Genomic DNA, 24,910 nt, shown 5'->3' on the forward strand with positions numbered 1-24,910 from the left:
TTCTACCGGGACTTCCAGCCGAGGGACTCGAACGATTGCCTGAGCGTCACACGCGAACCGATCGCCTCACCGCTGCGCAGGCGCGACAGTACCGACGAGATCCAGGATGACGTACGTCCCTGTGTCACATAGTATTCCGATAATCGTTGCTCGTAGACAGGCACCGCAGCGTCGGCCACCACGGCGTCGTAGTTTTCGTGGTGTAGCACCGAGGAGATGGGCAATCGCGGCTTCACCCCGGCCGTATCCTCGCCCGCTCGGCCCAGCGCCAAGCCCACCACCGGAACCGATTGTTCGGCCAGTGCCAGCTCGGCAGCAATCTCGTCGGGTGCGTTGCGCACCGCCCCGACATACACCGTCCCCCATCCCAGCGACTCCGCAGCGACGACGGCGTTCTGCGCGGCCAACGCTGCATCGATGGCACCGAGAATCGTACTGTCGAAGTAGTCGGCACCGCCGAGTTCGGCGTCGTGCGCTGCGGCGAGCCGTCGGGCCCGCCCGAGATCGGCCACGAACACCAGGAACACCGCAGCCTCGGCGATGAACGCCTGGTTGCCGGCCAGCGCCGCCAGGCGCTTCTTGCGCGCCGGGTCTCGTACCGCGATCACGCTCCAGGCCTGCAGGTTCGATGACGTCGGCGCGGATTGGGCTGCGGCGACGATGGTCTCGATCGTCTCGGTGTCGATCGGATCGTCTGTGAACGTCCGCACCGAGTGATGCGACAGCAGAACGTCGATCGTCTCGTTCGTGTACGCCAATGCCGTCAGAGCAGGATCGCGGTAGCGCTGCTGAACCCACGAGGCCGAAAGGGAGGTCACGTGTCCCACGCTCCTCCGAAGGACGCCGACGCGCCACAGTTGCGCTCGCCGTGATTCGAAGGCTAGGGCTTTCGGTGCCGATGCTGCCGGAGGTAGCGTCCCGCGTCGGCGAACGCGCGTGCTCGACGCGTCAGTGTGGGTGGGGCGGGCTTCTCACCTCGCCACAGGCGGTACAGGGTGCTCATGCTCAGGATGAGTCGTTCCGGTGAGTCCCAGTGTGAGTACTGCCCGAATTCAGGAGATTTCAGCAGGTTGAGGGCGGCTTCGGTTGGACCGAGCCCGGCGTCGAAGCAGCTGCGTCCGGCCTCGGATACCCAGGTCCAATAGTTGTGGAGCGCCCGGATCTCGCCGGTGCCGCACAGGGGTCCGTGGCCGGGAACGTAGACGTCGGCATCGAGTTCGAGAAGGTGGTCGAGCGCGTCGATCCAGTTCTGCAGAGGTCCGTGCCAGAGCACCGGGGTGGCGTCGATGAAGAGCAGGTCGCCGGCGAACACGACTCCGACGTCGGGGAGATGGGCGATGAGGTCGCCTTCGGTGTGTGCTGGGCCCAGGTACCGCAGGTGGACCGGTCGCCCCGCCACGTCGATGGTCTCGGTGGTGTCGAAGGTGTGGTCGGGCAGTCTCGGCAGACTCGTGGGGAAGGTGGCGTCGCCGCGGACTCGGTCCATGTAGGAGCCCATTGCCCCGACCGGTCCCGGCACCCAACCGATCTTCGCGCCGACAGATGCGAACGCGTCCACCCCTTTCGGCGGTGTTTCCTCTTTCATCGCGTGCAGCGACGCGGTACTGGTGGTGATGCGGGCGGTGGCAGGGACGGTGTCGTTTCCCCACCAGTGATCGCCGTCGGAGTGGGTGTTGAGTACCTCGGTGATCGGTGCGTCGGCGACCAGTTCGGCGGTGTCGGCGACGACTCGCTGCGCCCAGTTCACATCCCAGGCGGTGTCGATCAGCATCGACGCGGAACCCGGTGCCACGATCAGTCCGGTGTTGGTCTGTCCCCAGCTGCCGGGCGGCCGCATGAATGCCCAGGTGTCGTCGGCAATCTGTCGATACCCCACCTCTGTGTCTGCCACCGCCACAGGCTAGCCGGTGAGCAGCTCCTGCGGGCTCGAGTTGGACCGACATTCGGTCCTGATCGATGCGGGGGAGTTGGACATCTTGTCGGGTGGCGAAGTCTCGTCCGTAGGTGCAGGCTTTGCAGAACCGAAACAGTCGACGCTAGGGGTTCAGTGATGACGGTGCCTGTCCTGCAGAACTACATCGACGGGGCGTTCGTGACGCCGTCGGGCACCGAGATGCTCGATGTGGCGAATCCGGTGGACGAGTCGATCGTCGCCCACTCCCCCATCTCCGACGCCGCCGATGTCGATGCCGCGATGTCGGCCGCTGCCAGAGCATTCGAGACCTGGGGCAAGACGACGCCGACCGAACGGCAGAAGGTGCTGTTGAAGCTCGCCGACGCCATCGAGGCGCACAGCGACGAGATCGTCGAGGCGCAGAGCCGCAACACCGGTCAGCCCAAGGCCACCATCGCGGCCGAGGAAGTCACTGTCGGTGCCGATCAGATCCGATTCTTCGCAGGCGCGGCACGGATGCTCGAGGGCAAATCTGCGGGCGAGTACATGGACGGCTTCACCTCGTACGTGCGCCGCGAACCGATCGGCGTCGTCGGGCAGGTGACCCCGTGGAACTACCCGTTCATGATGGCGATCTGGAAGATCGGTCCTGCACTGGCCGCGGGAAACACCATCGTGCTCAAGCCGAGTGACACCACCCCCGAGAGCACGCTGGTGCTCGCGAAGCTCTCGAAGGGCATCGTGCCCGACGGGGTGTTCAACGTCGTGCTCGGGAACGGCGGCACCGGTGCGGCGATCGTGGAACACAAGACTCCCGGCCTGGTCTCGATCACCGGATCCGTTCGCGCCGGCATCGCTGTTGCCGTGGCCGCCGCCAAGCAACTCAAGCGGGCGCACCTCGAACTCGGCGGCAAGGCACCGGCAATCGTGTTCGACGACGTCGACATCGCCAAAGCCGCCGACGGTATCGCCGAGGCCGCGTTCTTCAACGCCGGCCAGGACTGCACCGCTGTCACCCGCGTCCTGGTCCACGAGTCGGCGCACGACGGACTCGTCGATGCCCTTGTCGCCAAGGCGAAGACGCTGAAAGTCGGCCTGCCCGACGACCCCGATACCTTCCTCGGGCCACTGAACAACGTCAACCACTTCGGTCAGGTGAGCGCCAAGGTCGCGGGTATCGGCGAACACGCCACCATCGTCACCGGTGGCAAGCGCATCGGCGATACGGGCTTCTTCTTCGAGCCGACCATCATCACGGGCGTGCGGCAGTCCGATCCCATCGTGCAGGAGGAGACCTTCGGCCCGGTGCTCACGGTACAGAAATTCGGCGACGAGGCGGAGGCGATCGCGCTGGCCAACGACGTCGACTTCGGTCTCGCGTCGAGCGTCTGGACTTCCGATCACGCACGCACACTGCGTATCTCGGCAGCTCTGGACTTCGGAGCCGTATGGGTCAACTGCCACATCCCGTTGGTGGCCGAAATGCCGCACGGAGGATTCAAGTACTCCGGCTACGGCAAGGATCTCTCGGCCTACGGGGTCGAGGACTACACCCGCATCAAGCACGTCATGAGCTCGACGGAGACTCTTCGATGACCTTTCACCCCCTCGATCCCCTGTCCAGCGACGAATTCGCCACCGTGGCCGAGGTTCTCGGTCGCGACCACGGAGTCGGCGACGGCTGGCGTTACGCCTCGATCGAGATGATCGAACCGGCCAAGTCCGAGATCGCCGCATTCGACGCGGACGGTACCGTGCCTGCGCGTCGAGCAGTCTCGGTGGTGTTGAACCGCAACGAGAACACGACGTTCAAGGCCGTGGTGTCACTCGACGATCGCACCACCGAATCGTGGACGCACATTCCGGATGTGCAGCCCAACTTCACCGTCGACGAGTGGGAGGAGGCCGACGCGGCCCTGCGTGCCCACCCCGATGTGATTGCCGCCCTTGCCGATCGCGGTATCACCGATCTGGATCTGGTGTTCATGGACACCTGGACCTACGGCGAGGCAGTGACGCCCGAGAAGTACAAGGGTCGACGCCTGGGCTGGTCCGACACGTGGGTCAAGGCCTCGGAGGGTGCCAATCCCTATGCCGGGCCGGTCGGCGGTTTCCACTGCGTCATCGACGTGAACACGATGGAACTGCTCGAGATCGAGGACACGTATCGCGTCGAGCGACCGGAGATCATGGGTGAGTACGTGCCCCGCCACATCCCGGAGCGAATCAGGAACGCGAGCACACGCCCACCCTTGAAGCCCCTCGAGATCACTCAAACGGACGGGCCGTCGTTCGAGCTCGACGGCAACAAGCTGACGTGGCAGAACTGGTCGCTTCGCGTGGGGTTCAACTATCGCGAGGGCATGACGCTGCATGCCGTCACCTACAACGACAACGGAAACGTGCGGTCCGTTGCCAATCGAATGTCGTTCGCGGAGATGGTCGTTCCGTATCGCGATCACACCGAGGACCACTACCGACGCACCGCGTTCGACATCGGCGAATGGGGCCTGGGCTTCATGACCACCTCGCTCGAGCTCGGCTGCGATTGCCTCGGCGAGATCCGGTACCTCGATGCAGTGCTGCACAACAGCAAGGGTGAGCCGTACACGATCACCAACGCGATCTGCATTCACGAGGAAGACAACGCCGTGCTGTGGAAGCACGTCGATCACGACGCCGGAGCCGAGGTGCGACGGATGCGTCGGCTCACGGTCAGCTTCCATGCAACGGTTGCCAACTACGAGTACCTCGTCTACTGGCGGTTCTATCAGGACGGCAACATCGAGTGCGAGGTCCGCGCGACGGGCATCATGGTCGTCACCCACTTCGACGAGGGCGGCACCCATCCGTCCGGAACGCTGGTCGACAACCGCACGTATGCGCCCTACCACCAGCACTTCCTGGTCGCCCGGCTGGATCTGGACATCGACGGCACCGAGAACACCGTGTATTCCAGTGAAACCCAAAGTGTTCCGATGGGACCGGACAACCCTTACGGTCTCGCGCTGACTCAGGTCAACACTCCGCTGACCACCGAGTCCGAAGGCAAGCAGGATTACGACTGGAACACCCAGAAGGCGTGGAAAGTCGTCAACGACAACGTCACCAACGGCCTCGGCACCCGGCCCGCCTACAAGTTGGTTCCGGGAGCGGCCATCCCGTCGATGTTCGATCCCGCATCGCCGATCTTCCAGCGCGCCCAGGTGATCGGTCACACCGTCTGGGTCACCCCCAACTCACCCGACGAGCGTTGGCCCAGCGGCGAGTTCGTGAACCAGAGCGGCATCGACCACGGGCTACCGGAGTGGACCGAGAAGGATCGCAGCATCGAGAACACCGACGTCGTCGTCTGGTACACCTTCGGCATCCACCACATCACGCGACCGGAGGACTGGCCGGTGATGCCCGCGGACACGGTCTCGTTCTGGCTCAAGCCGTTCGGGTTCTTCGATCGAAATCCATCGCTCGACGTCACACCGTCGGAACCGAAGTCGTGCCACACCGATCCCGGTAGCACCTGCCATTAGCTCGCCCAACCTCAGGGAAGGTCCGCCCATGCGTCTGATCGTGGGGTACCAGGCAACACCGAGTGGAGCAGACGGAATCGCTCTGGGGGCAACGCTCGCGCGTTCGCTGCAGGCATCGCTGGACATCTGCCTGGTCTTGCCCCAGGAGCGGCCGGTGCCGTCCAAGGCACCGGTCGAGGCCGGATACGACGACATACTGATCGATCGGGCCACCGGCTGGCTCGACGAGGCACTGACCCTGGTACCCGAGGACGTACAGGCACGCGCGCACCTGTTGTTCGACGAGTCCTTCGCGCAGGGCCTGCTCGACTGTGTGGACGAGTGTGACGCCTACATGATCGTGGTCGGTGCGGCCGGTGACGGTCTGCTCGGACGCCATTCGATCGGCACCGTCACCAGCGATCTTCTGCATGTGTCGCATGTGCCGCTCGCGCTGGCTCCGCGGGGGTATCGGCACTCGCCGCCGCAGCGCATCCGGGAGATCACCTGTGCAATCGGAAATCGGCCGGGGGCAGCCGAACTCGTGCGGGCAGCCACCGACCTGTCCGTCACCGCCGAGTTGCCGCTGCGGCTGCTCTCCCTCGTGTCCGCAGAAGAGCAATCGGCACGGGGTCCGGACGGTCTCGCCAAGGCCGAGGAGGTGCTGCGGACCGTGCAAGCGGAACTGCCCGCCGGATCGGACGTGCAGTTGACGGTGGCGGAGGGCTCCGGCATCGAGAAGGCCGCTTCTTCGCTCGACTGGCACGACGGCGACGTGTTGATGGTGGGGTCGTCTCGACTCGCCCAGCCTCACCGCCTCTTCCTGGGATCGGTTGCCGCCAAGATGCTTCGGGTCGTTCCCGTTCCGATGATCGTTGTTCCGAGAGAGGCCGACGATGAATGAGCACAAGGTAGTCGACGTCGAGTCCAAGGGCCTGTCCGCCGGCCAGCTCGGGTTGCTCGCCAGTGTGGTGCTGGGCATCTCGACCATCGCACCCGCTTACGCACTCACTGCGTCGCTCGGGCCGACGGTCACCGAAGTCGGAGTACATCTGCCCGCGATCTTCATCGTCGGCTTCATCCCGATGTTGCTGGTGGCCTTGGGCTACCGAGAGCTCAACGCTGCGGAGCCCGACAGCGGCACGTCGTTCACGTGGGCGTCGAAGGCCTTCGGCCCGTACGTCGGATGGATGGGCGGCTGGGGCCTGATCGCGGCCACCATCATCGTGCTCTCGAACCTGGCCGGAGTGGCCGTCGACTTCTTCTATCTCTTTCTCGCCCAGGTCACCAGCAACGACTCCTTGGCCGACCTGACCGGCAACAAGCTCGTCAACATCGTCACGTGCCTGGTGTTCATGGCGTTGGCGGCGTGGCTCTGCTACCGCGGCATGCAGGAGACCAAGCGCGTGCAGTACACGATGCTCGGCTTCCAGCTGCTGGTGATGGCGTGGTTCATCGTTGCCGCGTTCGTCAAGGTCGGTTCCGGCGATGGGGCCGAGGACATCTCGTTCAGCCTGGACTGGTTCGACCCGTTCGGGATCCCGAGCTTCTCCGCCTTCACTGCCGGACTGTCGCTGTCGATATTCATGTACTGGGGTTGGGACGTCTGCCTGACGGTCAACGAGGAGACCTCGGGCAGCGCAAAGATTCCCGGGCGTGCAGCGCTGGTCACGGTGTTCTTCATCATCGTGCTGTACTTGCTCACCGCAGTGGCAACCCTGCTCTTCGCCGGCACCGGTGACACCGGAAACGGACTGCAGAATCCCGACACCACCGACAACGTGTTCGCCGCCCTCGCCGGGCCGGTGATGGGCCCCTTCGCGATCCTGCTGTCCCTGGCCGTGTTGAGCAGCTCCGCCAGTTCGCTGCAGGCCACGTTCATCTCACCGGCGCGTACTCTGCTCGCGATGGGTCACTACCAGGCCCTACCGAAGCGGTTCGCCTCCATCACACCGAGATTCAGCACTCCGGGCTTCGCGACGCTCGTGGCAGGCGGGGCGTCCGCCGGCTTCTACGCCGTGATGCGGGTGGTGAGCGACAACGTTCTCACCGACACCATTGCCGCTCTGGGACTGATGATCTGCTTCTACTACGGCATCACGGCATTCGCCTGTGTCTGGTACTTCCGCGAGGAGCTGTTCACCAGCACCCGCAACTTCTTCTTCAAGTTCCTGGCCCCGCTACTCGGTGGCGTCGGGATGGCCGTGGTGTTCGTGCAGACCTCGGTCGACGCCTGGGACCCCGAATTCGGCAGCGGCTCATCGCTTTTCGGCATCGGGATGGTGTTCCTCATCGGCGTGGGCATCATCATTCTCGGCATCGTCGTCATGGCAGTGGTGGCACTGCGCAAGCCGGAGTTCTTCAAGGGCAACATTCTCCGCCGCGACACTCCGTCACTGATCGTCGAGGACTGACGACCCACCCGGACTTCGTCGGCGCCCGGGGCCACGATGTCGCTTCCGGCGATCAGCCGTCGAGCATGTTCGCGGGTGCCGGATCGAATCCGGCCAACAGCGCGCGGAGTCCGTACTCGAAGGCCTCGTCGGAGCGGGAGGACTTGGAGGACGCGGTGTCGAGGGCTGCGCGCAGTGCGTGACCGACTTCGACACTCGGTCGCCACGGGGCCTCCGGTGCCGCCAGGTCGAGAGCCGAGCCGAGGACGAAGCTGTCGAGAACAGTGATGATGTTCAGCACGTCGGCGGGTCCGAATTCCGCCGCTGTGAGGGCATCTGCCAGCGCGTTGTACATGCCGAAGGCGTGAGCACTGTTGACGGCATGCTCGGTGAGCAACGGGATCAGACGTGGATAGCGGGCGTAGCTGTCGCGGTACGCGCGGGCGATCTGCGCGACGGTCTCACGCCAATCGAGCCCGTGTCCGGGTAGCGCGACCTCGGACATCGCGCGTTCGCGCAACAACTCGACTATCTCTTCGCGCCCCGACACATGGTTGTACAGCGACGACGGGCTGACGCCGAGTTTCTTGGCGAGGAGCGGGATGGTGAAGCCACCGGTATCGGCCACCAGCGCGAGGGCTGCAGTGGTGATTCGTTCGGTGTCCAACAGTGACACGGACGGTCTCCCCACGGTGCGCACCCTTCTTCCTCTTGCGGTTCCGATCGCAGTCGACAATACTTAACGAATCACATTCGTTTTATCGGAGGTCCCATGCTGACGATCACCGCACTCACCGCGCCCGAGGCCCTGACCCGCACCACCCCGACCGATCGGGCACCGCTCCGTGTCGGGTTGGTTCAGCATCGCTGGAACCCCGATGCCGCGGCGTTGAAAGCCGAATTGCTCGAGGCCATCTCCGCCGCCGCGAACCTCGGGGCGAAGGTCGTCTTCCTGCCCGAGATCACCCTGCTGCGCTACCCTGCCGACACCCGCGCCGGAGCCGACCCGGGCAAAGAAGCCGAGGATCTGCTGACCGGGCCCACGTTCACACTCGCTGCCGAGGCCGCAGCCGCGAACGGCATCGTGGTCCATGCTTCGCTGTACGAGAAGTCCGAAGCAGCGGACGGATTGGGCTTCAATTCCGCCATCATGGTCTCCCCGACGGGCGAACTGCTGGCGCGAACCAGAAAGCTGCACATCCCCATCTCGGCCGGGTACTACGAGGACACCTACTTCCGGGCCGGCCCGGCCGAGGACCCGTATCCCGTGTACTCCCCGGCGGAACTCGGCGGTGCCAGAGTGGGCCTGCCCACCTGCTGGGACGAGTGGTTCCCCGAGGTCGCGCGCAGTTACGCACTCGGCGGCGCGGAGATTCTCGCGTATCCGACGGCCATCGGGTCCGAGCCCTCGTTCCCGGCCTTCGACACCCAACCGCTGTGGCAACACGTCATCGTCGGCCACGGCATCTCGAACGGCCTGTTCATGGTGGTACCCAACCGCTGCGGCGACGAAGGCGAGATCACCTTCTACGGTTCGTCGTTCATCTCCGATCCCTACGGCCGCATCCTGGTTCAGGCACCCCGCGACGAATCGGCCGTCCTCGTCGCGGATCTCGACCTCGATCAGCGTCGAGAATGGTTGGAGCTGTTCCCCTTCCTCCTGACACGCAGACCCGACACGTACGGCCGCCTCACCGAGCCGGTGAACGCCGACGCACCGTACGGTGACGGACACGCCGCGACGCCGGTAATCAAATGAACACCGCCGCAACGACGTTCACGATGCCGTCGGAGACCGCGCCGCAGGACAAGGTGTGGATGGCGTTCCCCTGCGAGGGATACTCACTCGGCGACGACCCGGAGGCCAAGCACGAGGCCCGCTCGACGTGGGCTGCCGTCGCCCACGCTGTTGCCGAATTCGAGCCGGTGACCGTCGTCGTCGATCCGGCCGAACGCGCCGTCGCATCGACGTACCTCTCGCGTGACATCGACATCGTCGAAGCACCGTTGAACGACGCCTGGATGCGCGATATCGGTCCGACATTCGTTCATGCACAGGACGGTTCGGTCGCCGCCGTCGACTGGGTCTTCAACGGCTGGGGTTCACAGGACTGGGCGCAGTGGGACAAGGACAGCCGTATCGGCGAGTTCGTGGCGAATCAGGCTGCAGTACAGCGAATCACGTCGCCGATGGTCAACGAGGGCGGCGGCATCGCGGTCGACGGCGTTGGCACGGTGCTGGTGACCGAAACCGTGCAACTCGATCCGGGCCGCAACCCCGGACTGTCGAAAGCCGACGTCGAAGCGGAACTCGCACGAACCATCGGAGCGCGGCACGTCATCTGGCTGCCACGCGGACTGACGCGCGATTCCATGCGTTTCGGTACACGCGGGCATGTCGACATCGTCGCGGCCGTTCCGTCGCCGGGAACGGTGCTGGTGCATCGGCAACACGACAGGGCTCACCCCGACTACGAGGTCAGTTCACTGATCGTCGACGCTTTGCGTGCCACCCACGACGGCTCGGGTGAGGATTGGAACATCGTGGAGGTGCCGGCTCCGCGGACACTGCGTGATGCCGACGGCTTCGTCGACTACAGCTACATCAATCATCTGGTGGTCAACGGCGGCGTGATCGCCTGCAGTTACGACGACCCGTCCGACGCCGACGCGGCAGCGATCCTGCGCGAGGCGTACCCGGGCCGGGACGTGGTGACCGTGGACGCGAGGCCACTGTTCGAGCGAGGCGGTGGGATCCACTGCATCACCCAACACCAGCCTTCGGCGAGGAATCTCGGCTGACAGTCGGGTCCTACGAGCTGCGACGAACCTCGAGCTGCTCGCCGACGGTGACGGTGTGCGCTTCGGTCACGCAATCCAGGCGTCCGTCGAGACGCAGGGAGACGTTGTATTCACCCTGCTTGAGGTTGAACGTGGTGATGGTGATGCCGGTGGCGTTCTCGCCCACGATCACGCGCTGGCTCAGCGACAGCATCCCGTTGTGAAGAACTTCGCACATCTGACCCGGCAGAACGTTCTCGACGTGAACGGTGATGGCCTTCGGTCCACCGACAACCTCGATGGTGGGCTCCGGCGTGCTCGATCCGACGAGTCTGAGGTAACTCTTGTCTCTGCGCACGGCCTCGACTTCCCTGTTTGTGTACTCCACCCTGAGGTGAACGCCCGACGTGGTCTCAACGGTAGTTCGTGGCGCGGTTGAAGACGGATTGGTTTCACACGCCGTCATCGGCCTCGCCCCGAGCCTCTCTTTACATCGAGGGCCGAACCGTCCGCGTTACGAACCCGCCTCCGACCAGCCCACCCACAGCCGCGCACATCCAGGGAATCTCGATGTCACCGGTCAGAACATACCCCCCGGACCGCGGATCTGCGAGCGGACTGATCGAACCGATATCTTTACGTATCTTTGCACCCTGTAATCCGCGTACGCGCCGTCCGGCTAGTGAGGTCTGTCCGTTTCCTCGAAGCCGAGCAGTTCGGCCTTCTCGGCGGCGAGCTCGGCGTTGTGCTTCCGACGCTGGTGCCCTTTGACACCGAGCGCAGCGGCCGTTGCTCCCAGAGCCGCTCCGGCGGCCACGCCGATCCAGGTCGACACACCGACGTCACCGCCCTGGACGAGCAATCGCACCAGCACACCACCGAAGCCCACGAGATACAGAACGCCGACGATCGCCATCCGCGGCCGCCGAAGCTTCTGCACCGTGTACATGTCGACCCCCCGAGCCCGGGCATACCCGATGACCACGAAGGCGACAGTGAGGAGCGCGACGATGATCCCGATCGCAATCCACGCCCCGGTGACTCCCGCCGCGTAGGGCAGGATCGCCGCGGCGACGAGTCCGATCCACAGCAGCGATTGGAATCCGACGGCCGAGGCCTCGTTCCAGGCGTCGCGTTGGAGTTCGTCGGTGTAGAACTCGTCGTCGAGGTCGCCGACGAATCGAGCTGCTCTGACGAATGCGCTCATGATTCTTCCTCTCCTTCGTCTCCGAACAGTGTCTCCACTGTCGTATCGAGTGCGCGGGCCAATCGAAGCGCCAGGTAGACGCTCGGCGCATAGTCGCCGCCTTCGACGGAGACGATGCTCTGACGGCTCACGCCGCAGATGCTGCCGAGTTCGGCTTGGGTGATGCGTGCCTGTTTGCGATGTGCGCGAACGTTGTTCGTTCCGGACATACGTGAAAGTCAACTCTGCTTGTCATTTTTTGTCAAGCCTGCTTGTCATTTGAAGGCATTTACGTCTGCGTAACGCGGGAAACAGACTCGTCACCGCAGAAAATACCAACGCAATACGCGGCCTTTACTGTTCGCAATCGCGAATACAACTCCGTATACAAAACTTCCGAAAGGGCCGTAGATGCCTGCTGTCTCGAAGCGCATGTCCGTCAAGCGCGTCATGGTCGTTCCCGCAGCGCTGGCTGCATTGAGCCTGGTCGCCACCGCATGCGGAAGCAAGGCCAGCGACACCACCTCTGCCGACGGCGGCGGTTCTGCCACCTCGTGTGTCGACACCTCCGGTGACACCATCAAGGTCGGCTCGCTCAACTCCCTGTCCGGCACCATGGCGATCAGCGAAGTGACTGTTCGCGATTCGATCGCACTGGCCGTCGAACAGATCAACGCGGCGGGCGGAGTCAACGGCAAGCAGATCGAGATCGTCGCCGAGGACGGCGCATCCGAGCCGACCGTGTTCGCCGAGAAGGCCGAGAAGCTGATCAGCAGCGACTGTGTCGCAGCGGTATTCGGCGGCTGGACCTCGTCGAGCCGCAAGGCCATGCTGCCCGTGTTCGAGGACAACGACGCTCTCCTCTACTACCCCGTGCAGTACGAGGGCCTCGAGGCGTCGAAGAACATCTTCTACACCGGAGCCACTACCAACCAGCAGATCATCCCGGCGCTGGACTACCTGAAGGAGAAGGGCGTCAAGTCCCTCTACCTGGTGGGCAGCGACTACGTGTTCCCGCAGACCGCCAACCGCGAGATCAAGGCCTACGCAGCCGCCAACGGTATCGAGATCAAGGGCGAGGACTACACCCCGCTCGGTTCGACGGATTTCTCCACCATCGTCAACAAGGTTCGCTCGGCCGACGCGGACGCGGTGTTCAACACTCTCAACGGTGATTCCAACGTCGCGTTCTTCCGCGAGTACACCAACGCCGGCCTCAAAGCTGCTGACATGCCGGTCATCTCGGTCTCCATCGCCGAGGAGGAGGTCGCCGGCATCGGTGCGGCCAACATCGAGGGCCAGCTGACTGCCTGGAACTACTACCAGACGGTCGACAGCCCCGAGAACACCAAGTTCGTCGCCGACTACAAGGCGAAGTACGGTGCCGACAAGCCGACCTCGGACCCCATGGAAGCCGCGTACACCTCGGTCTACCTGTGGAAGAACACCGTCGAGAAGGCCGATTCCTTTGCCGTGGCCGACATTCAGGCTGCGGCCGACGGCGTCAGCTTCGCCGCTCCCGAGGGCGAGGTCGTCATCGACGGGGACAACCACCACATCTCCAAGACCGCCCGCATCGGTGAGATCCGCCCCGACGGACTGATCTACACGGTGTGGGAATCCCCCGAAGCGATCGCACCCGACCCGTTCCTGGAGACCTACGACTGGGCCGCCGACCTCAACTGACCACCACCCATGTGAGTGGAACTTCGTAGCCTGCTACGAAGTTCCACTCACATGCTCCGAAGGAGCTCCCCTATGGACGTCGTGATCGGACAGTTGTTCACCGGCCTGTCGATCGGATCCATTCTTCTCCTCGCCGCCCTCGGGCTGTCACTGACATTCGGTCAGATGGGCGTCATCAACATGGCGCACGGCGAGTTCATCATGGCCGGTTCGTACACGGCCTACGTGGTGCAGCAGATCGTCTCCACCGGCGGCGCATCACTGTTCATCTCTCTGATCGTCGGCTTCCTCGTCGGCGGCGCGATGGGGGTGCTGTTGGAGGTCACGCTGATTCAGCGCATGTACCACCGACCACTCGACACCCTGCTCGTCACGTTCGGCGTCGGGCTCATCCTGCAGCAGCTCGCTCGCGACATCTTCGGAGCACCCGCGGTCAACGTCGTCTCCCCGGGATGGCTCAGCGGCGGCGTCGACATTTTCGGTGCCGTGGTTCCCAAGACCAGAATCTTCATCCTCGTGCTCGCGATCGTCGCCGTTCTCGCCTTGTCGGTGGCGCTGAAGAAGACCGCAACGGGTCGACGCATCCGCGCGGTGGTGCAGAACCGTGATCTCGCGGAGACCTCGGGTATCTCGAGCCGTAGGACGGATATCTCGACGTTCTTCCTCGGTTCCGGTCTCGCCGGTGTCGCGGGCGTCGCGCTCACCCTGATCGGTTCCACCAGTTCCACTGTGGGACAGAGCTATCTGATCGACGCCTTCCTGGTGGTAGTGGTCGGCGGACTCGGCCAGATCAAGGGTGCGGTCATCGCGGCCTTCGCCCTCGGGATTCTCAACTCGTTCATCGAGTACAGCACCACGGCCTCGATCGCCAAGGTCATCGTGTTCGTGCTCATCGTGATCTTCCTGCAGGCCCGCCCGCAAGGCTTGTTCGCCGTCAAGACAAGGAGCCTGGTATGAGCGAGTTCATCGCCAAGCGCGGTGCCCTACTGGGATTCGCGCTCGCCGCGATCCTGCTGTTCGCCGTCGCTCCGGCCGTTCTCAGCGACTTCCGGCTGAACCTGCTGGGCAAGTTCATCTGTTACGCGATCGTGGCCGTCGGTATCGGATTGGCCTGGGGCCGAGGCGGAATGCTCACTCTCGGTCAGGGCGTCTTCTTCGGCATCGGGGCCTACATCATGGCCATGCATCTGAAGATCTCGGACGCCGATCTCCGCGGCGACGACGTACCGGACTTCATGTCGATCGCAGGCATCCGTGAACTGCCGTCGTACTGGGTGCCGTTCACCTCACCGATCACCACGATCCTGGGCATCCTGTTCCTGCCGGCCCTGGTGGCACTGGTACTCGGTCTCGGCGTGTTCAAGCGTCGGGTCAAGGGCGCGTACTTCGCGATCCTCAGCCAGGCACTCGCCGCCGCGTTCGCGATTCTGCTCATCGGTCAGCAGACCACGGGCGGCTCCAACGGCCTCAACAGGTTCCGCACGTTCTTCGGGTTCAATCTCAACGACCCCGCGAACAAGCAGATGCTGTTCTTCATCGCCGCAGGCGTACTGCTCGTGGTCGTCGCCATCACCCGCCAGCTCATGTACTCGCGCTACGGCGAACTGCTGGTCGCGGTGCGGGATCAGGAGGAGCGCGTGCGGTTCCTCGGATACGACCCCGCCAACGTCAAGATCGTGGCCTACGTGGCCGCGGCGTTCTTCGCGGGTCTCGCAGGCGCACTGTTCGTTCCGATCGTCGGCATCATCTCCCCCAACGACGTCGGCATCGTCCCGTCCATCGCGTTCCTCATCGGTGTGGCGATCGGCGGTCGCACCACCCTGCTCGGCCCGGTCCTCGGCGCGCTCGGCGTCGCCTGGGCTCAGACCACACTGTCCGAGCAGTTCCCGTCGGGCTGGACGTACGCGCAGGGTCTGCTGTTCGTGGTGGTCGTCGGGTTCTTCCCCGCCGGTATCGCGGGACTGTTCGCGCTGCGCAAACGAAAGCAGGAATCCGAACCGGTTCCCGAACCGAGCGAAGAGCCAGAGAAGGAACTGACGCGATGATTCATGTCGAAGGTCCGCAACCCACGTTCGGCGGCAACGCCGGCATGTCGAGTCAGTATCTCGAAGTACGAGATCTGACAGTCAGTTTCGACGGCTTCAAAGCCAACACCAACGTCGACCTGACGCTGATGCAGGGCGATCTGCGCTTCCTCATCGGGCCCAACGGTGCAGGCAAGACCACGCTGATCGATGCCATCACCGGCCTCGTCCCGGCCACCGGCTCGGTCACCAAGTCCGGGGTCGAACTGCTCGGCAAGAAGGTGCATCAGATCGCCCGCCTCGGCATCGGCCGAACCTTCCAGACCGCCAGCATCTTCGAGAATCTGACGGTATTGCAGAACCTGGATATCGCCGCCGGTTCCGGTCGGTCCGTGCTGACGATGCTGCGTCGTCGAGGATCGGTACTCCCCCAGATCGAGGAGGCCCTCGAGACCACCGGCCTGACGGCCGAGCGCGACAAGCCCGCGGGAATTCTCGCGCACGGGCAGAAGCAGTGGCTCGAGATCGGAATGCTGTTGGTGCAGAACGCCGACGTGCTCCTGCTCGACGAGCCGGTCGCAGGCATGAGTCACGAGGAGCGCGAGGAAACCGGCCAACTGCTGCAGCGCATCGGTGGTGAGCGGACCGTCGTCGTCGTCGAGCACGACATGGACTTCATGCGTATGTTCGCCACCTCGGTGACGGTGTTGGCTGCCGGACGTGTTCTGGCCGAGGGCACGGTGGCCGAGGTACAGGCAGATCCGAAAGTCCAAGAGGTCTATCTCGGCACCGCAGCGGCGGGCGAGGAACTCGACCAGATCGCAGAGGAAGGAGCCGACCATGCTTGAACTGGTGGATGTGCGTACCGGCTACGGACGCAGCGAAGTGATTCACGGTGCGTCGCTGACGGTTCCGGCCGACGGTGTCGCCGCGGTCATGGGACACAACGGCGCAGGCAAGACCACTCTGCTGCGGGCTGCGGTGGGGTTGCTCAAGGTCAACTCCGGCAAGGTCATGTTCGACGGCGAGGACGTGAGCGCGTTGCGTCCCAGCGCCCGTGTCGCCCGCGGACTCGCGTATGTGCCGCAGGGTCAGCAGTCTTTCGGCCAGTTGACGACGGCCGAGAATCTGCAGGTCGTCGCCGACGGTCGCAAGCGTGGCAAGGCACTCGTCGACGAGGCACTCGATCTGTTTCCGGCGTTGAAGGAGTTGCTCGGTCGCAGAGCGGGATTGCTATCGGGTGGTCAGCGCCAACAGCTCGCGATCGCACGAGCACTGATCACCGAACCGCGGATGTTGATTCTGGACGAGCCGACCGAGGGCATTCAGCCGTCGGTCGTCGCCGAGATCGAACGAACCGTCATCGAACTCACTCGACGCGGAGGATTGGGAGTGTTGTTGGTGGAGCAGCACATCGGCTTCGCCCTCGAGTCGGCGCAGAACTACTACATCCTCGAGGCCGGCCGCATCACGTCCACCGGCGTGGGCGGGAGCGAGTCCGAGGCGGACGTCCGCGCAGCCATGGCGATCTGACCGGACCCATCGTGCCGCGCAAGGACCTTCGCGAGAAGGTCTATTCGTCACTGCGCCGGGATCTGATCTCCGGTGCCATCAGCTCCACCGAACGGCTCGGCGAGGAGCGTCTCGCCGAGCTGTACGGTGTCTCACGCACACCGGTGCGCGAGGCGCTGGCGCGGCTGCAGGCCGACGGCCTCGTCACCCGCGACGAGGCCGGCCTGCACGCCTATCGCCCCCGGATCGGCGATCTCCCCGATCTCTACGAGCTCCGGTCGACTCTCGAAGCCCGGGGCATCACCCGATCGATGTCGCACCCGGTCGATCGGTCGTCGTTGTCGCACCTGTTGGACACCTGGATCGGTTTGCGGGCCGACCCACCCGACACCACCGACGATCTGGTCTCGCTCGACGAGAACTTCCACGTCACCTTGTTGGCTGCCTCGGGCAACCCTGCTCTGACCGAGGCACTGTGCACCGTGAATGCCAAGGTGCGTCCGGTTCGGATACTCGGCGGACTCACCGCCGCAGCCGTCGTCTCGGCGATCGATCAACACATCGACATCGTCGAACGTGTCCTCGCCGGGACCTTGGACTCGGCACTGGAACTGCTACTGGCACATATCGATTCCTCACGCGACCTGGTGGTCGAGCGGGCCGAGCAAGCTGCGGCGCTGGCGGGCGCGGTCCGGATGTGACTCGGATCAATTCTCCGAGAGAATCCGATCGATGTCGTCGAGCACGGTCTGTCCGCCCTTGGGTCCGACGCCGGTGATCCAGTACGACAGGTCCACCGCGTGTGGATTCGGCAGTACGGCCGCGTTGGCGGTGATCGACTCCGGTATCGCTGCGGGGTCCGACGGGTCCGAGGCGGTGACGACGATCAGATCCGCGGCCGCCTGAGCTGCCAGCTCGGGCGAGAGGTCGACCGAGATCTCGTCGGCCCATTCCGGCCTCGGCGGGGTGGTGAAGCCTGCGCACTCGAGCGTGCTCCCGGCGAACGACGTCGGCCCGTAGAGGGTCAGTTCGCCCGCGCGGGGGCGGATCAACTGTGCCGTTTTCCCAGCGGTGTCGTGTTTCTCGGCGATCTCGGCACACCGATCGTCGTACGCGGTGAGCAGTTGCTCCGCAGTGTCCTCCTTGCCGAGAGTGCGTCCGACGAACCGGACGTTGTCGCGCCACGGATCGGATTGGGAGGCCATGAACACCGTCGGCGCGATGGCGGCGAGTTGGTCGTGGTACTCGGCGTGCCGAGTCTCCGTGCCCAGGATGAGATCCGGTTGCAGAGCCGCGATGTCCTCGATGGTCGGTTCGGCAACGGTGCCGACGGTGGCGATGTTCGCGGCTTCGGTACCGAGGTACGACGGCACGCCGCTCGCCTCGCTGAGCACCGCGGTCCCGACGGGTACGACGCCGAGGGCGACGGTGGTGTCGAGTTCGACCGGCTCGAGCGTGACGATGCGCAGCGGGTTCTCGGGAACCTCGACCGTTCCCCGGACGGTCTCGACCGAGCGCGTCGCGCCGCCGTCGGCGTCGGAGGTGGCCTCGGTGGACGAACACGCCGTCGCAGCCACGCCGAGGGCGACGGCCAGAGCGAGGGTCATGATGCGGTTGTGAGACTTGGTCAAGGGTCCTCCGTGGCTGCATTGTCTGGAATCACAAAGAGGCTAGCCTATCCTTTGTCGACCCGGTGACGCCCGGCCGTCCAGTGGGTACGGTGTGGCTGTGACCACTCCACGCATTCCGTCCGGTACCGCCAGAACCCTCGGGCCCGTCAACTGGGTCATCTGCAAGGTGATCGCCAAAGGTGCGGGGGTGCCCAATCCTCATCTGTTCACCACCCTCGGGCGCACCGGCGGACTGTTCCGAGCCTGGCTGTTCTACAGCGGGCACCTGATGCCGGGCGGCAAGATCTCCCGCAAGGAAACCGAGATGGTGATCCTGCGCGTGGCGCACCTACGAGAATCCGCCTACGAGATGGACCATCACATCCGGCTCGGCAAGCGGGCCGGTATCGACCGCGATCTGCTCGAGCTGATCAAGACCGGACCCGACGCACCAGGCCTGTCGACGCGGTATCGGACCATCCTGACCGCGGTCGACGAACTCATCGCCACGAAGATCCTCTCCGACGCGACCTGGAACGAACTCGCCACCCAGTTCGACGAGCGCAGGCTCATCGAATTCGTCCTGCTGGTCACCCAATACGACGGGCTGGCAACCACTCTCGCGACCCTGCGCGTCGAACGCGACTACACCGAACGCTAGACGTGTCCGCCGATCGTCCGATCCCCACCTCGCGTACCGCACGGGGTGCCGCGCTGGGACGCGCAGCGGCCGGCCAGGCGGTCCGCACCGCGGGAGCCCGCATGTCGATGGTCGGACGGTCCGAGGCGGTGCGCGATCGGATCTCGGAGAAAGCCTCGGTGCAGGCAGCCGATCAGCTGGTGACCGTGCTCGGCAGTATGAAGGGCGCAGCGATGAAGCTGGGCCAGATGTTCTCGGTACTCGATCCCGCCCTGGTCCCCGAGCATCATCGACAACGGTTCCAGGACAAGCTCGCCGCACTTCGCGACCGAGCCCCGGAAGTCGACTTCGACGCGATGCGCGCCGTCGTCGAAACGGATCTGGGCGACTCCGTCGCCAATCTCTTCGCCGAGTTCGACCGAGATCCGATAGCAGCCGCCTCGATCGGCCAGGTCTACCGCGCTCGCCTGCACGACGGCCGAGTCGTCGCCGTCAAGGTCCAGTACCCAGGAGTCGACGACGCGGTGCGCGCCGACATGAAGAACCTCGCACTGTTTCTGAGGTTCTGGCGCAACGCTCTTCCCGCGGTGGCCGCACCCGAGCTCGTCGAGGAATTGCGTCTGAATTTCGAACGCGAACTCGACTACCGGGAAGAGGCGCGCACCCAATCGATCCTGGCCGATCGATTCCGCGAGCACCCGTTTCTCGCTGTGCCCGACGCGATCGAGGGCATGTGTACCCGCCGAGTTCTCGTCACCGAGTTCTTCGACGGCATCGCGTTCGATCGAATTCGGTCACTACCCGCCGCCGAACGCGATCGCATCGGCGAGATCGTCTACCGCTTCTACATCGGTTCGCTGTATCGGTACGACGAATTCTGCGGTGACCCGCATCCGGGAAACATGTTGCTCGGCAACGACGGTCGCGTCGGGTTCATCGACTTCGGCCTCTTCAACCGCATGCGACGAGAGCACGTCGAGTTCGAGCTCGACTGTCTGAGGATGGCGTCGGAAGAACGCGGCGAGGACCTGCTCGCCGCGATGATCGCCCGGGGTATCGTCGACGCCACCGCCGGCGTCACCGCGGACGAATGTCTGGAGTACGTCTTCGCGGCGTCGGAATGGAATCTCGTCGATCGGGTCATGACGGTGACACCGTCGTTGGCGTCGAGTGGGCTGATGCTCGCGATCGACCCACGCGGTGGACAATTCACCGGAATGAAGCGGCAGAACCTTCCTGCCGAGCACCTGTTCTCCCGTCGAGCCGATTTCATGACATTCGGCGTTCTGGGGCAGCTCGAGGCGACGGCCAACTGGCACGGAATCGCTCGCGAATGGATCTACGGCGACGCCCCGGTCACCGAACTCGGTGTTGCCGAGTTGCGGTGGCGGGGCGAGCAGAACCGCTGACGCTGCGCCGCTACTTCGTCACCCCGGCGCGCTTGTTTCCCGCCGACCGGCCGAGCCGACCGAGCGGGGCCAGGATGTCCTGATAGCGCGGACCCACGAGTCGCGGAATCAGATCGAAAGCGCGGGCGTCGGGGCCGATCAGAACGCGCGGCTTGTTCTTCTCCACTCCCGCGAGGATCACCTTGGCCGCCCTCGTCGGTGTGGTCAGCGCGATCTGTTGGAATCGACGCGAGGCTTCGTCGGGTGTGCCGAGGTCGTCCATTCCGCGGGCGTTGGCCACGATGTTGGTCTTGATGCCGCCCGGATGCACACACGTCACTCCGACAGGGTGTCGAGCGATCTTCATTTCCTGACGCAGTGCCTCGGTGAATCCCCGAACGGCGAATTTCGCGGAATTGTAGGCACTCTGACCTGGGATGCCCATCAGGCCGAACACGCTGGAGACGTTGACGAGGTGACCCTCACCCGACTCGATCAGGGCAGGCAGAAATGCCTTGGTACCGTTGGCAACTCCCCAGAAGTCGATGTTCATGACCCACTCGAAATCGTCCCAGGTCATGTCGACCACATCGGCACCCAACGCGACGCCGGCATTGTTGGCGACGAAATTGACGCGTCCGAATTCGCTCAGCACTGCATCCGCGTGCGTGTGGACGGCGGACCGGTCCGACACGTCCAGCTCGTACGTCACCGTGCGGGCTCCGACCTTCTCGCACAGAACGAGAGTTTCGCCGAGTCCTTCGCCGTCGATATCGGACAGCGCAAGCTGCGCTCCACGCTCCGCCAGATCGAGCGCGAGGGCGCGACCGATCCCCGAACCGGCACCGGACACGACGGCGACCTTGTTCTCGAAATTCTTCATATACGCACTTCTTCCACATTCTCGCTGTCGGTTCCTGCTCCGGTCGGGAGCAGGAATTCGTACTGTGCCGGATCGAATTTCCTTGTGCGAAGCCAGTACTGCCAGGTGAATCCGGGCCACACCGTCCGGTTGGCACCGTGCGAATCGAGGTACCAACTGGTGCAGCCGCCCGTGCTCCATACGCCCTTGTTCAGCTTCGCCTGGATCTCGGCGTTGAAGCGATCCTGTGTCTGCTGCCGAACCGTCACCGCGTCGGCGGCACTGGACCGGACGAAGTCCATCACCGAGAGGGCGTACCGGATCTGTTGTTCGATCATGAACACCACGGAGTTGTGCCCGAGCCCGGTGTTGGGACCGAGCAGGAAGAATGCGTTGGGGTATCCCGCGGCCACGATTCCCAGATGAGTCTCGATTCCGTGTTCTTGCCAGTGCTGCACCAGCTTCCGGCCACCGATACCGGCCACGTTCAGACCGTCGAACCCGTCGGTGACATGAAAACCGGTGGCGTAGATGATGACGTCCACCTCGCGTTCGGTCCCGTCTGCGGCGACGATCGACCGTTCGCGTACCTCCGCGATCGAGTCGGTGATCACGTCCGTGTCGGGCCGAGTCAATGCCCGGTAATACGTGTTGGATCCGAGCAATCGCTTGCACCCGATGCGATAGTTCGGGGTCAATTTCTTGCGCAGCTCCGGATCCGATACCTCTCGCTCGATGAACCTGCGTGCAGCTGCCTCGACCGGACGCAGGAGATTGGAATGCCCGTTGAGGCCTATCGCGAGAGACTCCGCAGACCAGTAGATCGAATTTCGGAACACCTTGCGCGCCAGCGCCGATCGACGAAAGAGTCGTCGGAGACCGGTCGGGATGTCGAAATTCCGCCTCGGGAGTACCCACGCGGGAGATCGTTGATACAGGTGCAGTTCGCCGACGGTCTCTGCGATCTGCGGGACGAACTGCACAGCGCTCGCACCGGTTCCGATGACCGCCACTTTCCTGCCGGTCAGATCCACCTCGTGATCCCACCGCGCCGAGTGAAAGGCCGTGCCCGTGAACGACTCGATGCCCGGCAGCTCCGGAGTGTTGGGAACGTGCAGCGCTCCGATGCCGGAGACGATGAACTGAGCGACGTATTCGTCACCGTTCGTCGTCGTGATGTGCCATCGGTGCTCGTTCTCGTCCCAGAAGCCACCGTCGCACTCGACACCGAACCGAATGTTGTCGTCCAGGCGATACTTGACCGAGAGCTGTTGTAGATAGCTCAGGATCTCCGGTTGGGCAGACCACATCTGCGACCACTCGGGGTTGGGCTCGAACGAGTACGAATACATGTGCGAGGGGACGTCGCACGCGCAACCCGGATAGGTGTTGTCTCGCCAGGTGCCCCCGACGGACTGTGCCTTCTCCAGAACGAGAAAGTCGTCGCGACCGCGGGTGCGGAGCGAGATCGCCATCCCCAACCCGGAGAAGCCACTGCCGATGACCAGAACCCCGGTGTGATGGACCGTCATCGCCGATCCTCCGAGGGCACGACGCCGGTCATCTTCCACAACACAGCGGTGATCGTCCCCTCGAGCAACCCGGCCGACTCGAGAAAGGCGACGGTGTTCGATGCGTCCCGACGCCTGATCGCCGCCCGTCGACGCCGCGAGGCGATCATGCCCCGGACCGGGGACATGCCGACGGATCGATACACCTGGGGCGAGACGCCGAGACGAAGGATCACGTTGGCGAGGACAGCAAGCAGCAATCGGTTGAACGCGCGAGAGAGTCTGTTCGACTTCTCCAGCGCGGCAGCCACTTCCGATCGGGCGAATGCGAAGCGATCGGCGCTTTCGAGTCGATGGATCTTCACCGCCTGCCGAACATGGGGTTCGATTCCCGGTTCTGTCACCGCACCCTGCATCGATCGGGAGAAGGTCTCCTCGACCAGCAGGGTCGACGCATGGGATGCCGCACCGAGAGGCAGGAAACTCAGCAGTTTGACTGCCGTCGTCGTCCCCTTGGGAAGCCTGTACGGCGGGACTTCCGAGGCGCGAACGAGCCGTCCGAAGGTGATCGTGGTCCGCGAGCTTCCTGCGACCTCTGCGAGTGCATTGCGGGACGCCGGGCTGTTGAGCCCCTCCTCCGCCGCCCGCCGGAGCTGATTGCCGGTCAGCATCGCGGACAGATAGGACACGGTGCTCCACCTGCTCACTGCCTCGCGCAAGGCGAGCGTGCGCCGGTCCTGCTCGGTCAACTTGGCCCACGAACGAGTTCCGTGCAACGTGATCGATTCACGGGGAAGCGCAAATTCGTCCGGCTGCCAGGGAGATTCCCAATCGATGTCGACGTGCGGATCGTATTCGACCGCCGACGAACGCGGGCTCATGCCAGATCGTCCGGCATCGCCCGGGTCATCTTCCACAGACGACGGGTCACGACACCGTCGCACATACCGGCGTCGGCGAAGAAGCGGATCATGGGTTCGGAGAAGAACTGCATGTTGGTCTTGTAGGTGGGACTCGCCATGGCCGTGACGATTCCGCGGATCGGGTTGATGCCGATCGATCGGTACACCTTCGGGTTGATGAGGGCCAGGTACGTGAAGTTGGCGATCGACGCGAGGATCACGCGATGGATGGCACGGTTCACGCGATTCGTCGCGGCCATCGCGCGCACCATTTCCTCGCGCGCGTAGGTGATGTGGCGCGACTCCTCGATGACGTGGATTCGCATCATCTGGCGCAGGTGCGGCTGCATCTCGGGGTCGTACTGCGCCTCGCGCTGCGCCCGGTCGAGCACCTCCTCGATGAGCAACACTCCGCCGTAGGTGGCGGGTCCGAGCGGCAGAAACTGCCCGATCTTCCCGAGGAACACTGCGGGCTTGGGCATCAGGTACGGGGTGAGCCCGGTCTTTTCGATCAGTTTTCCGAACATGATGGAGTGTCGAGATTCCTCGCCGATCTCGGCTATCGAATACATCGAATGATCGGAGAAGGTGCCTCTGCCGAACACCCGGAGCAAGTTCGCGCTGAGCATGCCTTCGGCGTAGATGCCGAAGGACAGAATGCTGACGATCTCGTGGCGGCCCAGTTCGCGACGCTGTTCTTCGGTCAGTTTGTCCCACAACTTGGTTCGGTACAGCGAAATTCGGTGCTCGGGCATCCAGCGCATACCGTCGACCATCGGAGCATCCCAATCGATGTCGGCCTCGCCGTCGTAGAACTTGTTCGCAGTCTACTTCAGCAGTCTTCGCGCCGTTTTGTCTCTCGGTCCGACTGTCTTCGCACGCGAGGTCGACTGGTCCTCGGTCATCAGCCGACCCGGCGACGATCCGGCATCCCCGCCACCGACTCGCTCATCGACAATTGCACGCTTCACAACCGATCCCCCTTGTGATCGACGGGCCCCCCGGCCCCTCC

25 protein-coding genes are annotated in these 24,910 nt (G+C 64.1%); 14 read left to right on the plus strand and 11 right to left on the minus strand.

What is annotated here, in order from left to right:
* Positions 1–2 precede the first annotated feature (2 nt).
* Positions 3–818 (minus strand): NADPH-dependent oxidoreductase, encoded by an 816-nt coding sequence (locus CH276_RS26340; protein ID WP_094629759.1) that lies wholly within the window; start codon positions 816–818, stop codon positions 3–5.
* Between the two features lie 62 nt (positions 819–880).
* Positions 881–1,891 carry an MBL fold metallo-hydrolase gene (locus CH276_RS26345; protein WP_254924046.1) on the minus strand — a complete coding sequence of 337 codons (1,011 nt, stop codon included), beginning with the start codon at positions 1,889–1,891 and terminating at the stop codon, positions 881–883.
* Between the two features lie 159 nt (positions 1,892–2,050).
* Between CH276_RS26345 and CH276_RS26350 the strand changes: the two genes are divergently transcribed.
* Genes CH276_RS26350 through CH276_RS26365 form a run of 4 tightly spaced genes read left to right on the plus strand, consistent with a single transcriptional unit; the run spans position 2,051 to position 7,817 of the window.
* Positions 2,051–3,490 carry a gamma-aminobutyraldehyde dehydrogenase gene (locus CH276_RS26350; RefSeq protein WP_094629760.1) on the plus strand — a complete coding sequence of 480 codons (1,440 nt, stop codon included), beginning with the start codon at positions 2,051–2,053 and terminating at the stop codon, positions 3,488–3,490.
* The gene (locus CH276_RS26355; protein ID WP_094629761.1) at positions 3,487–5,424 is read left to right on the plus strand and encodes a primary-amine oxidase; all 1,938 of its coding nucleotides are present in this window, start codon (positions 3,487–3,489) and stop codon (positions 5,422–5,424) included. Before CH276_RS26350 ends, CH276_RS26355 begins: the two co-directional genes overlap by 4 nt.
* Positions 5,425–5,452: 28 nt before the next feature.
* Positions 5,453–6,307: a universal stress protein gene (locus CH276_RS26360; RefSeq protein ID WP_032393831.1), complete on the plus strand. Its 855-nt coding sequence runs from the start codon at positions 5,453–5,455 to the stop codon at positions 6,305–6,307.
* On the plus strand, positions 6,300–7,817 hold the full coding sequence (locus CH276_RS26365; RefSeq protein WP_094629762.1) for an APC family permease: 1,518 nt from the start codon (positions 6,300–6,302) through the stop codon (positions 7,815–7,817). The genes CH276_RS26360 and CH276_RS26365 overlap by 8 nt, the downstream gene beginning before the upstream one ends.
* A 52-nt stretch (positions 7,818–7,869) precedes the next feature.
* Here CH276_RS26365 and CH276_RS26370 read toward each other — a convergent pair whose 3' ends face one another.
* Entirely contained in the window at positions 7,870–8,487 is a 618-nt protein-coding gene (locus CH276_RS26370; RefSeq protein WP_045200964.1) for a TetR/AcrR family transcriptional regulator, read from the minus strand.
* 81 nt (positions 8,488–8,568) lie between these two features.
* On the opposite strand from CH276_RS26370, the gene CH276_RS26375 reads away from it, so the two are divergent.
* Both CH276_RS26375 and CH276_RS26380 read left to right on the plus strand, forming a co-directional pair.
* The gene (locus tag CH276_RS26375) at positions 8,569–9,555 is read left to right on the plus strand and encodes a nitrilase-related carbon-nitrogen hydrolase (protein WP_094629764.1); all 987 of its coding nucleotides are present in this window, start codon (positions 8,569–8,571) and stop codon (positions 9,553–9,555) included.
* On the plus strand, positions 9,552–10,598 hold the full coding sequence (locus CH276_RS26380; RefSeq protein WP_176459456.1) for an agmatine deiminase family protein: 1,047 nt from the start codon (positions 9,552–9,554) through the stop codon (positions 10,596–10,598). Before CH276_RS26375 ends, CH276_RS26380 begins: the two co-directional genes overlap by 4 nt.
* 10 nt (positions 10,599–10,608) lie before the next feature.
* Here CH276_RS26380 and CH276_RS26385 read toward each other — a convergent pair whose 3' ends face one another.
* The 3 genes from CH276_RS26385 to CH276_RS26395 all read right to left on the minus strand — a co-directional run bounded on the left by CH276_RS26385 (position 10,609) and on the right by CH276_RS26395 (position 11,993).
* On the minus strand, positions 10,609–10,935 hold the full coding sequence (locus CH276_RS26385; RefSeq protein ID WP_045200962.1) for a hypothetical protein: 327 nt from the start codon (positions 10,933–10,935) through the stop codon (positions 10,609–10,611).
* A 321-nt stretch (positions 10,936–11,256) separates the two neighbouring features.
* Entirely contained in the window at positions 11,257–11,784 is a 528-nt protein-coding gene (locus CH276_RS26390; protein WP_094629766.1) for a hypothetical protein, read from the minus strand.
* The gene (locus CH276_RS26395; protein ID WP_032393826.1) at positions 11,781–11,993 is read right to left on the minus strand and encodes a helix-turn-helix transcriptional regulator; all 213 of its coding nucleotides are present in this window, start codon (positions 11,991–11,993) and stop codon (positions 11,781–11,783) included. Before CH276_RS26395 ends, CH276_RS26390 begins: the two co-directional genes overlap by 4 nt.
* Positions 11,994–12,174: 181 nt before the next feature.
* Between CH276_RS26395 and urtA the strand changes: the two genes are divergently transcribed.
* The 6 genes from urtA (at position 12,175) to CH276_RS26425 (ending at position 17,686) form a co-directional block, all read left to right on the plus strand.
* Positions 12,175–13,449, plus strand: coding sequence for an urea ABC transporter substrate-binding protein (gene urtA / locus CH276_RS26400; RefSeq protein ID WP_094629767.1), 1,275 nt, complete (start codon positions 12,175–12,177; stop codon positions 13,447–13,449).
* A gap of 72 nt (positions 13,450–13,521) precedes the next feature.
* Positions 13,522–14,406 carry an urea ABC transporter permease subunit UrtB gene (urtB, locus tag CH276_RS26405; protein WP_094629768.1) on the plus strand — a complete coding sequence of 295 codons (885 nt, stop codon included), beginning with the start codon at positions 13,522–13,524 and terminating at the stop codon, positions 14,404–14,406.
* Complete coding sequence (gene urtC / locus CH276_RS26410) at positions 14,403–15,494, plus strand: urea ABC transporter permease subunit UrtC (protein ID WP_032393823.1); 1,092 nt, start codon at positions 14,403–14,405, stop codon at positions 15,492–15,494. The genes urtB and urtC overlap by 4 nt, the downstream gene beginning before the upstream one ends.
* Positions 15,491–16,321 carry an urea ABC transporter ATP-binding protein UrtD gene (gene urtD, locus CH276_RS26415; RefSeq protein ID WP_032393822.1) on the plus strand — a complete coding sequence of 277 codons (831 nt, stop codon included), beginning with the start codon at positions 15,491–15,493 and terminating at the stop codon, positions 16,319–16,321. The genes urtC and urtD overlap by 4 nt, the downstream gene beginning before the upstream one ends.
* Entirely contained in the window at positions 16,314–17,006 is a 693-nt protein-coding gene (urtE, locus tag CH276_RS26420; RefSeq protein ID WP_032393821.1) for an urea ABC transporter ATP-binding subunit UrtE, read from the plus strand. The genes urtD and urtE overlap by 8 nt, the downstream gene beginning before the upstream one ends.
* A gap of 11 nt (positions 17,007–17,017) precedes the next feature.
* Entirely contained in the window at positions 17,018–17,686 is a 669-nt protein-coding gene (locus CH276_RS26425) for a GntR family transcriptional regulator (protein WP_094629769.1), read from the plus strand.
* Positions 17,687–17,692: 6 nt separating this feature from the next.
* Here the strand turns inward: CH276_RS26425 and CH276_RS26430 are convergent, their stop codons facing one another.
* The gene (locus CH276_RS26430) at positions 17,693–18,592 is read right to left on the minus strand and encodes an ABC transporter substrate-binding protein (RefSeq protein ID WP_176459463.1); all 900 of its coding nucleotides are present in this window, start codon (positions 18,590–18,592) and stop codon (positions 17,693–17,695) included.
* A 115-nt stretch (positions 18,593–18,707) separates the two neighbouring features.
* Here CH276_RS26430 and CH276_RS26435 point away from each other — a divergent pair, with 115 nt between their 5' ends.
* Together CH276_RS26435 and CH276_RS26440 are read left to right on the plus strand one after the other, a co-directional pair.
* Positions 18,708–19,256: a carboxymuconolactone decarboxylase family protein gene (locus tag CH276_RS26435; protein WP_094629771.1), complete on the plus strand. Its 549-nt coding sequence runs from the start codon at positions 18,708–18,710 to the stop codon at positions 19,254–19,256.
* Positions 19,257–19,258: 2 nt separating this feature from the next.
* Entirely contained in the window at positions 19,259–20,644 is a 1,386-nt protein-coding gene (locus CH276_RS26440) for an ABC1 kinase family protein (protein WP_094629772.1), read from the plus strand.
* A 10-nt stretch (positions 20,645–20,654) separates the two neighbouring features.
* On the opposite strand, the gene CH276_RS26445 is transcribed toward CH276_RS26440, so the two are convergent.
* From CH276_RS26445 to CH276_RS26460, 4 genes are read right to left on the minus strand one after another with little or no spacing between them, the layout of a single operon-like run.
* The gene (locus CH276_RS26445; protein ID WP_045198820.1) at positions 20,655–21,506 is read right to left on the minus strand and encodes an SDR family NAD(P)-dependent oxidoreductase; all 852 of its coding nucleotides are present in this window, start codon (positions 21,504–21,506) and stop codon (positions 20,655–20,657) included.
* The gene (locus CH276_RS26450) at positions 21,503–23,017 is read right to left on the minus strand and encodes a flavin-containing monooxygenase (protein WP_052049281.1); all 1,515 of its coding nucleotides are present in this window, start codon (positions 23,015–23,017) and stop codon (positions 21,503–21,505) included. The genes CH276_RS26445 and CH276_RS26450 overlap by 4 nt, the downstream gene beginning before the upstream one ends.
* A complete protein-coding gene (locus tag CH276_RS26455; protein ID WP_094629773.1) occupies positions 23,014–23,877 on the minus strand; it encodes a diiron oxygenase in 864 nt (287 codons plus the stop codon). Before CH276_RS26455 ends, CH276_RS26450 begins: the two co-directional genes overlap by 4 nt.
* Entirely contained in the window at positions 23,874–24,692 is an 819-nt protein-coding gene (locus CH276_RS26460; protein WP_441344214.1) for an AurF N-oxygenase family protein, read from the minus strand. Before CH276_RS26460 ends, CH276_RS26455 begins: the two co-directional genes overlap by 4 nt.
* Between the last annotated feature and the right edge of the window lie 218 nt (positions 24,693–24,910).

This window comes from Rhodococcus sp. 06-470-2 (genome assembly GCF_002258235.1).
GTDB lineage: Bacteria > Actinomycetota > Actinomycetes > Mycobacteriales > Mycobacteriaceae > Rhodococcoides.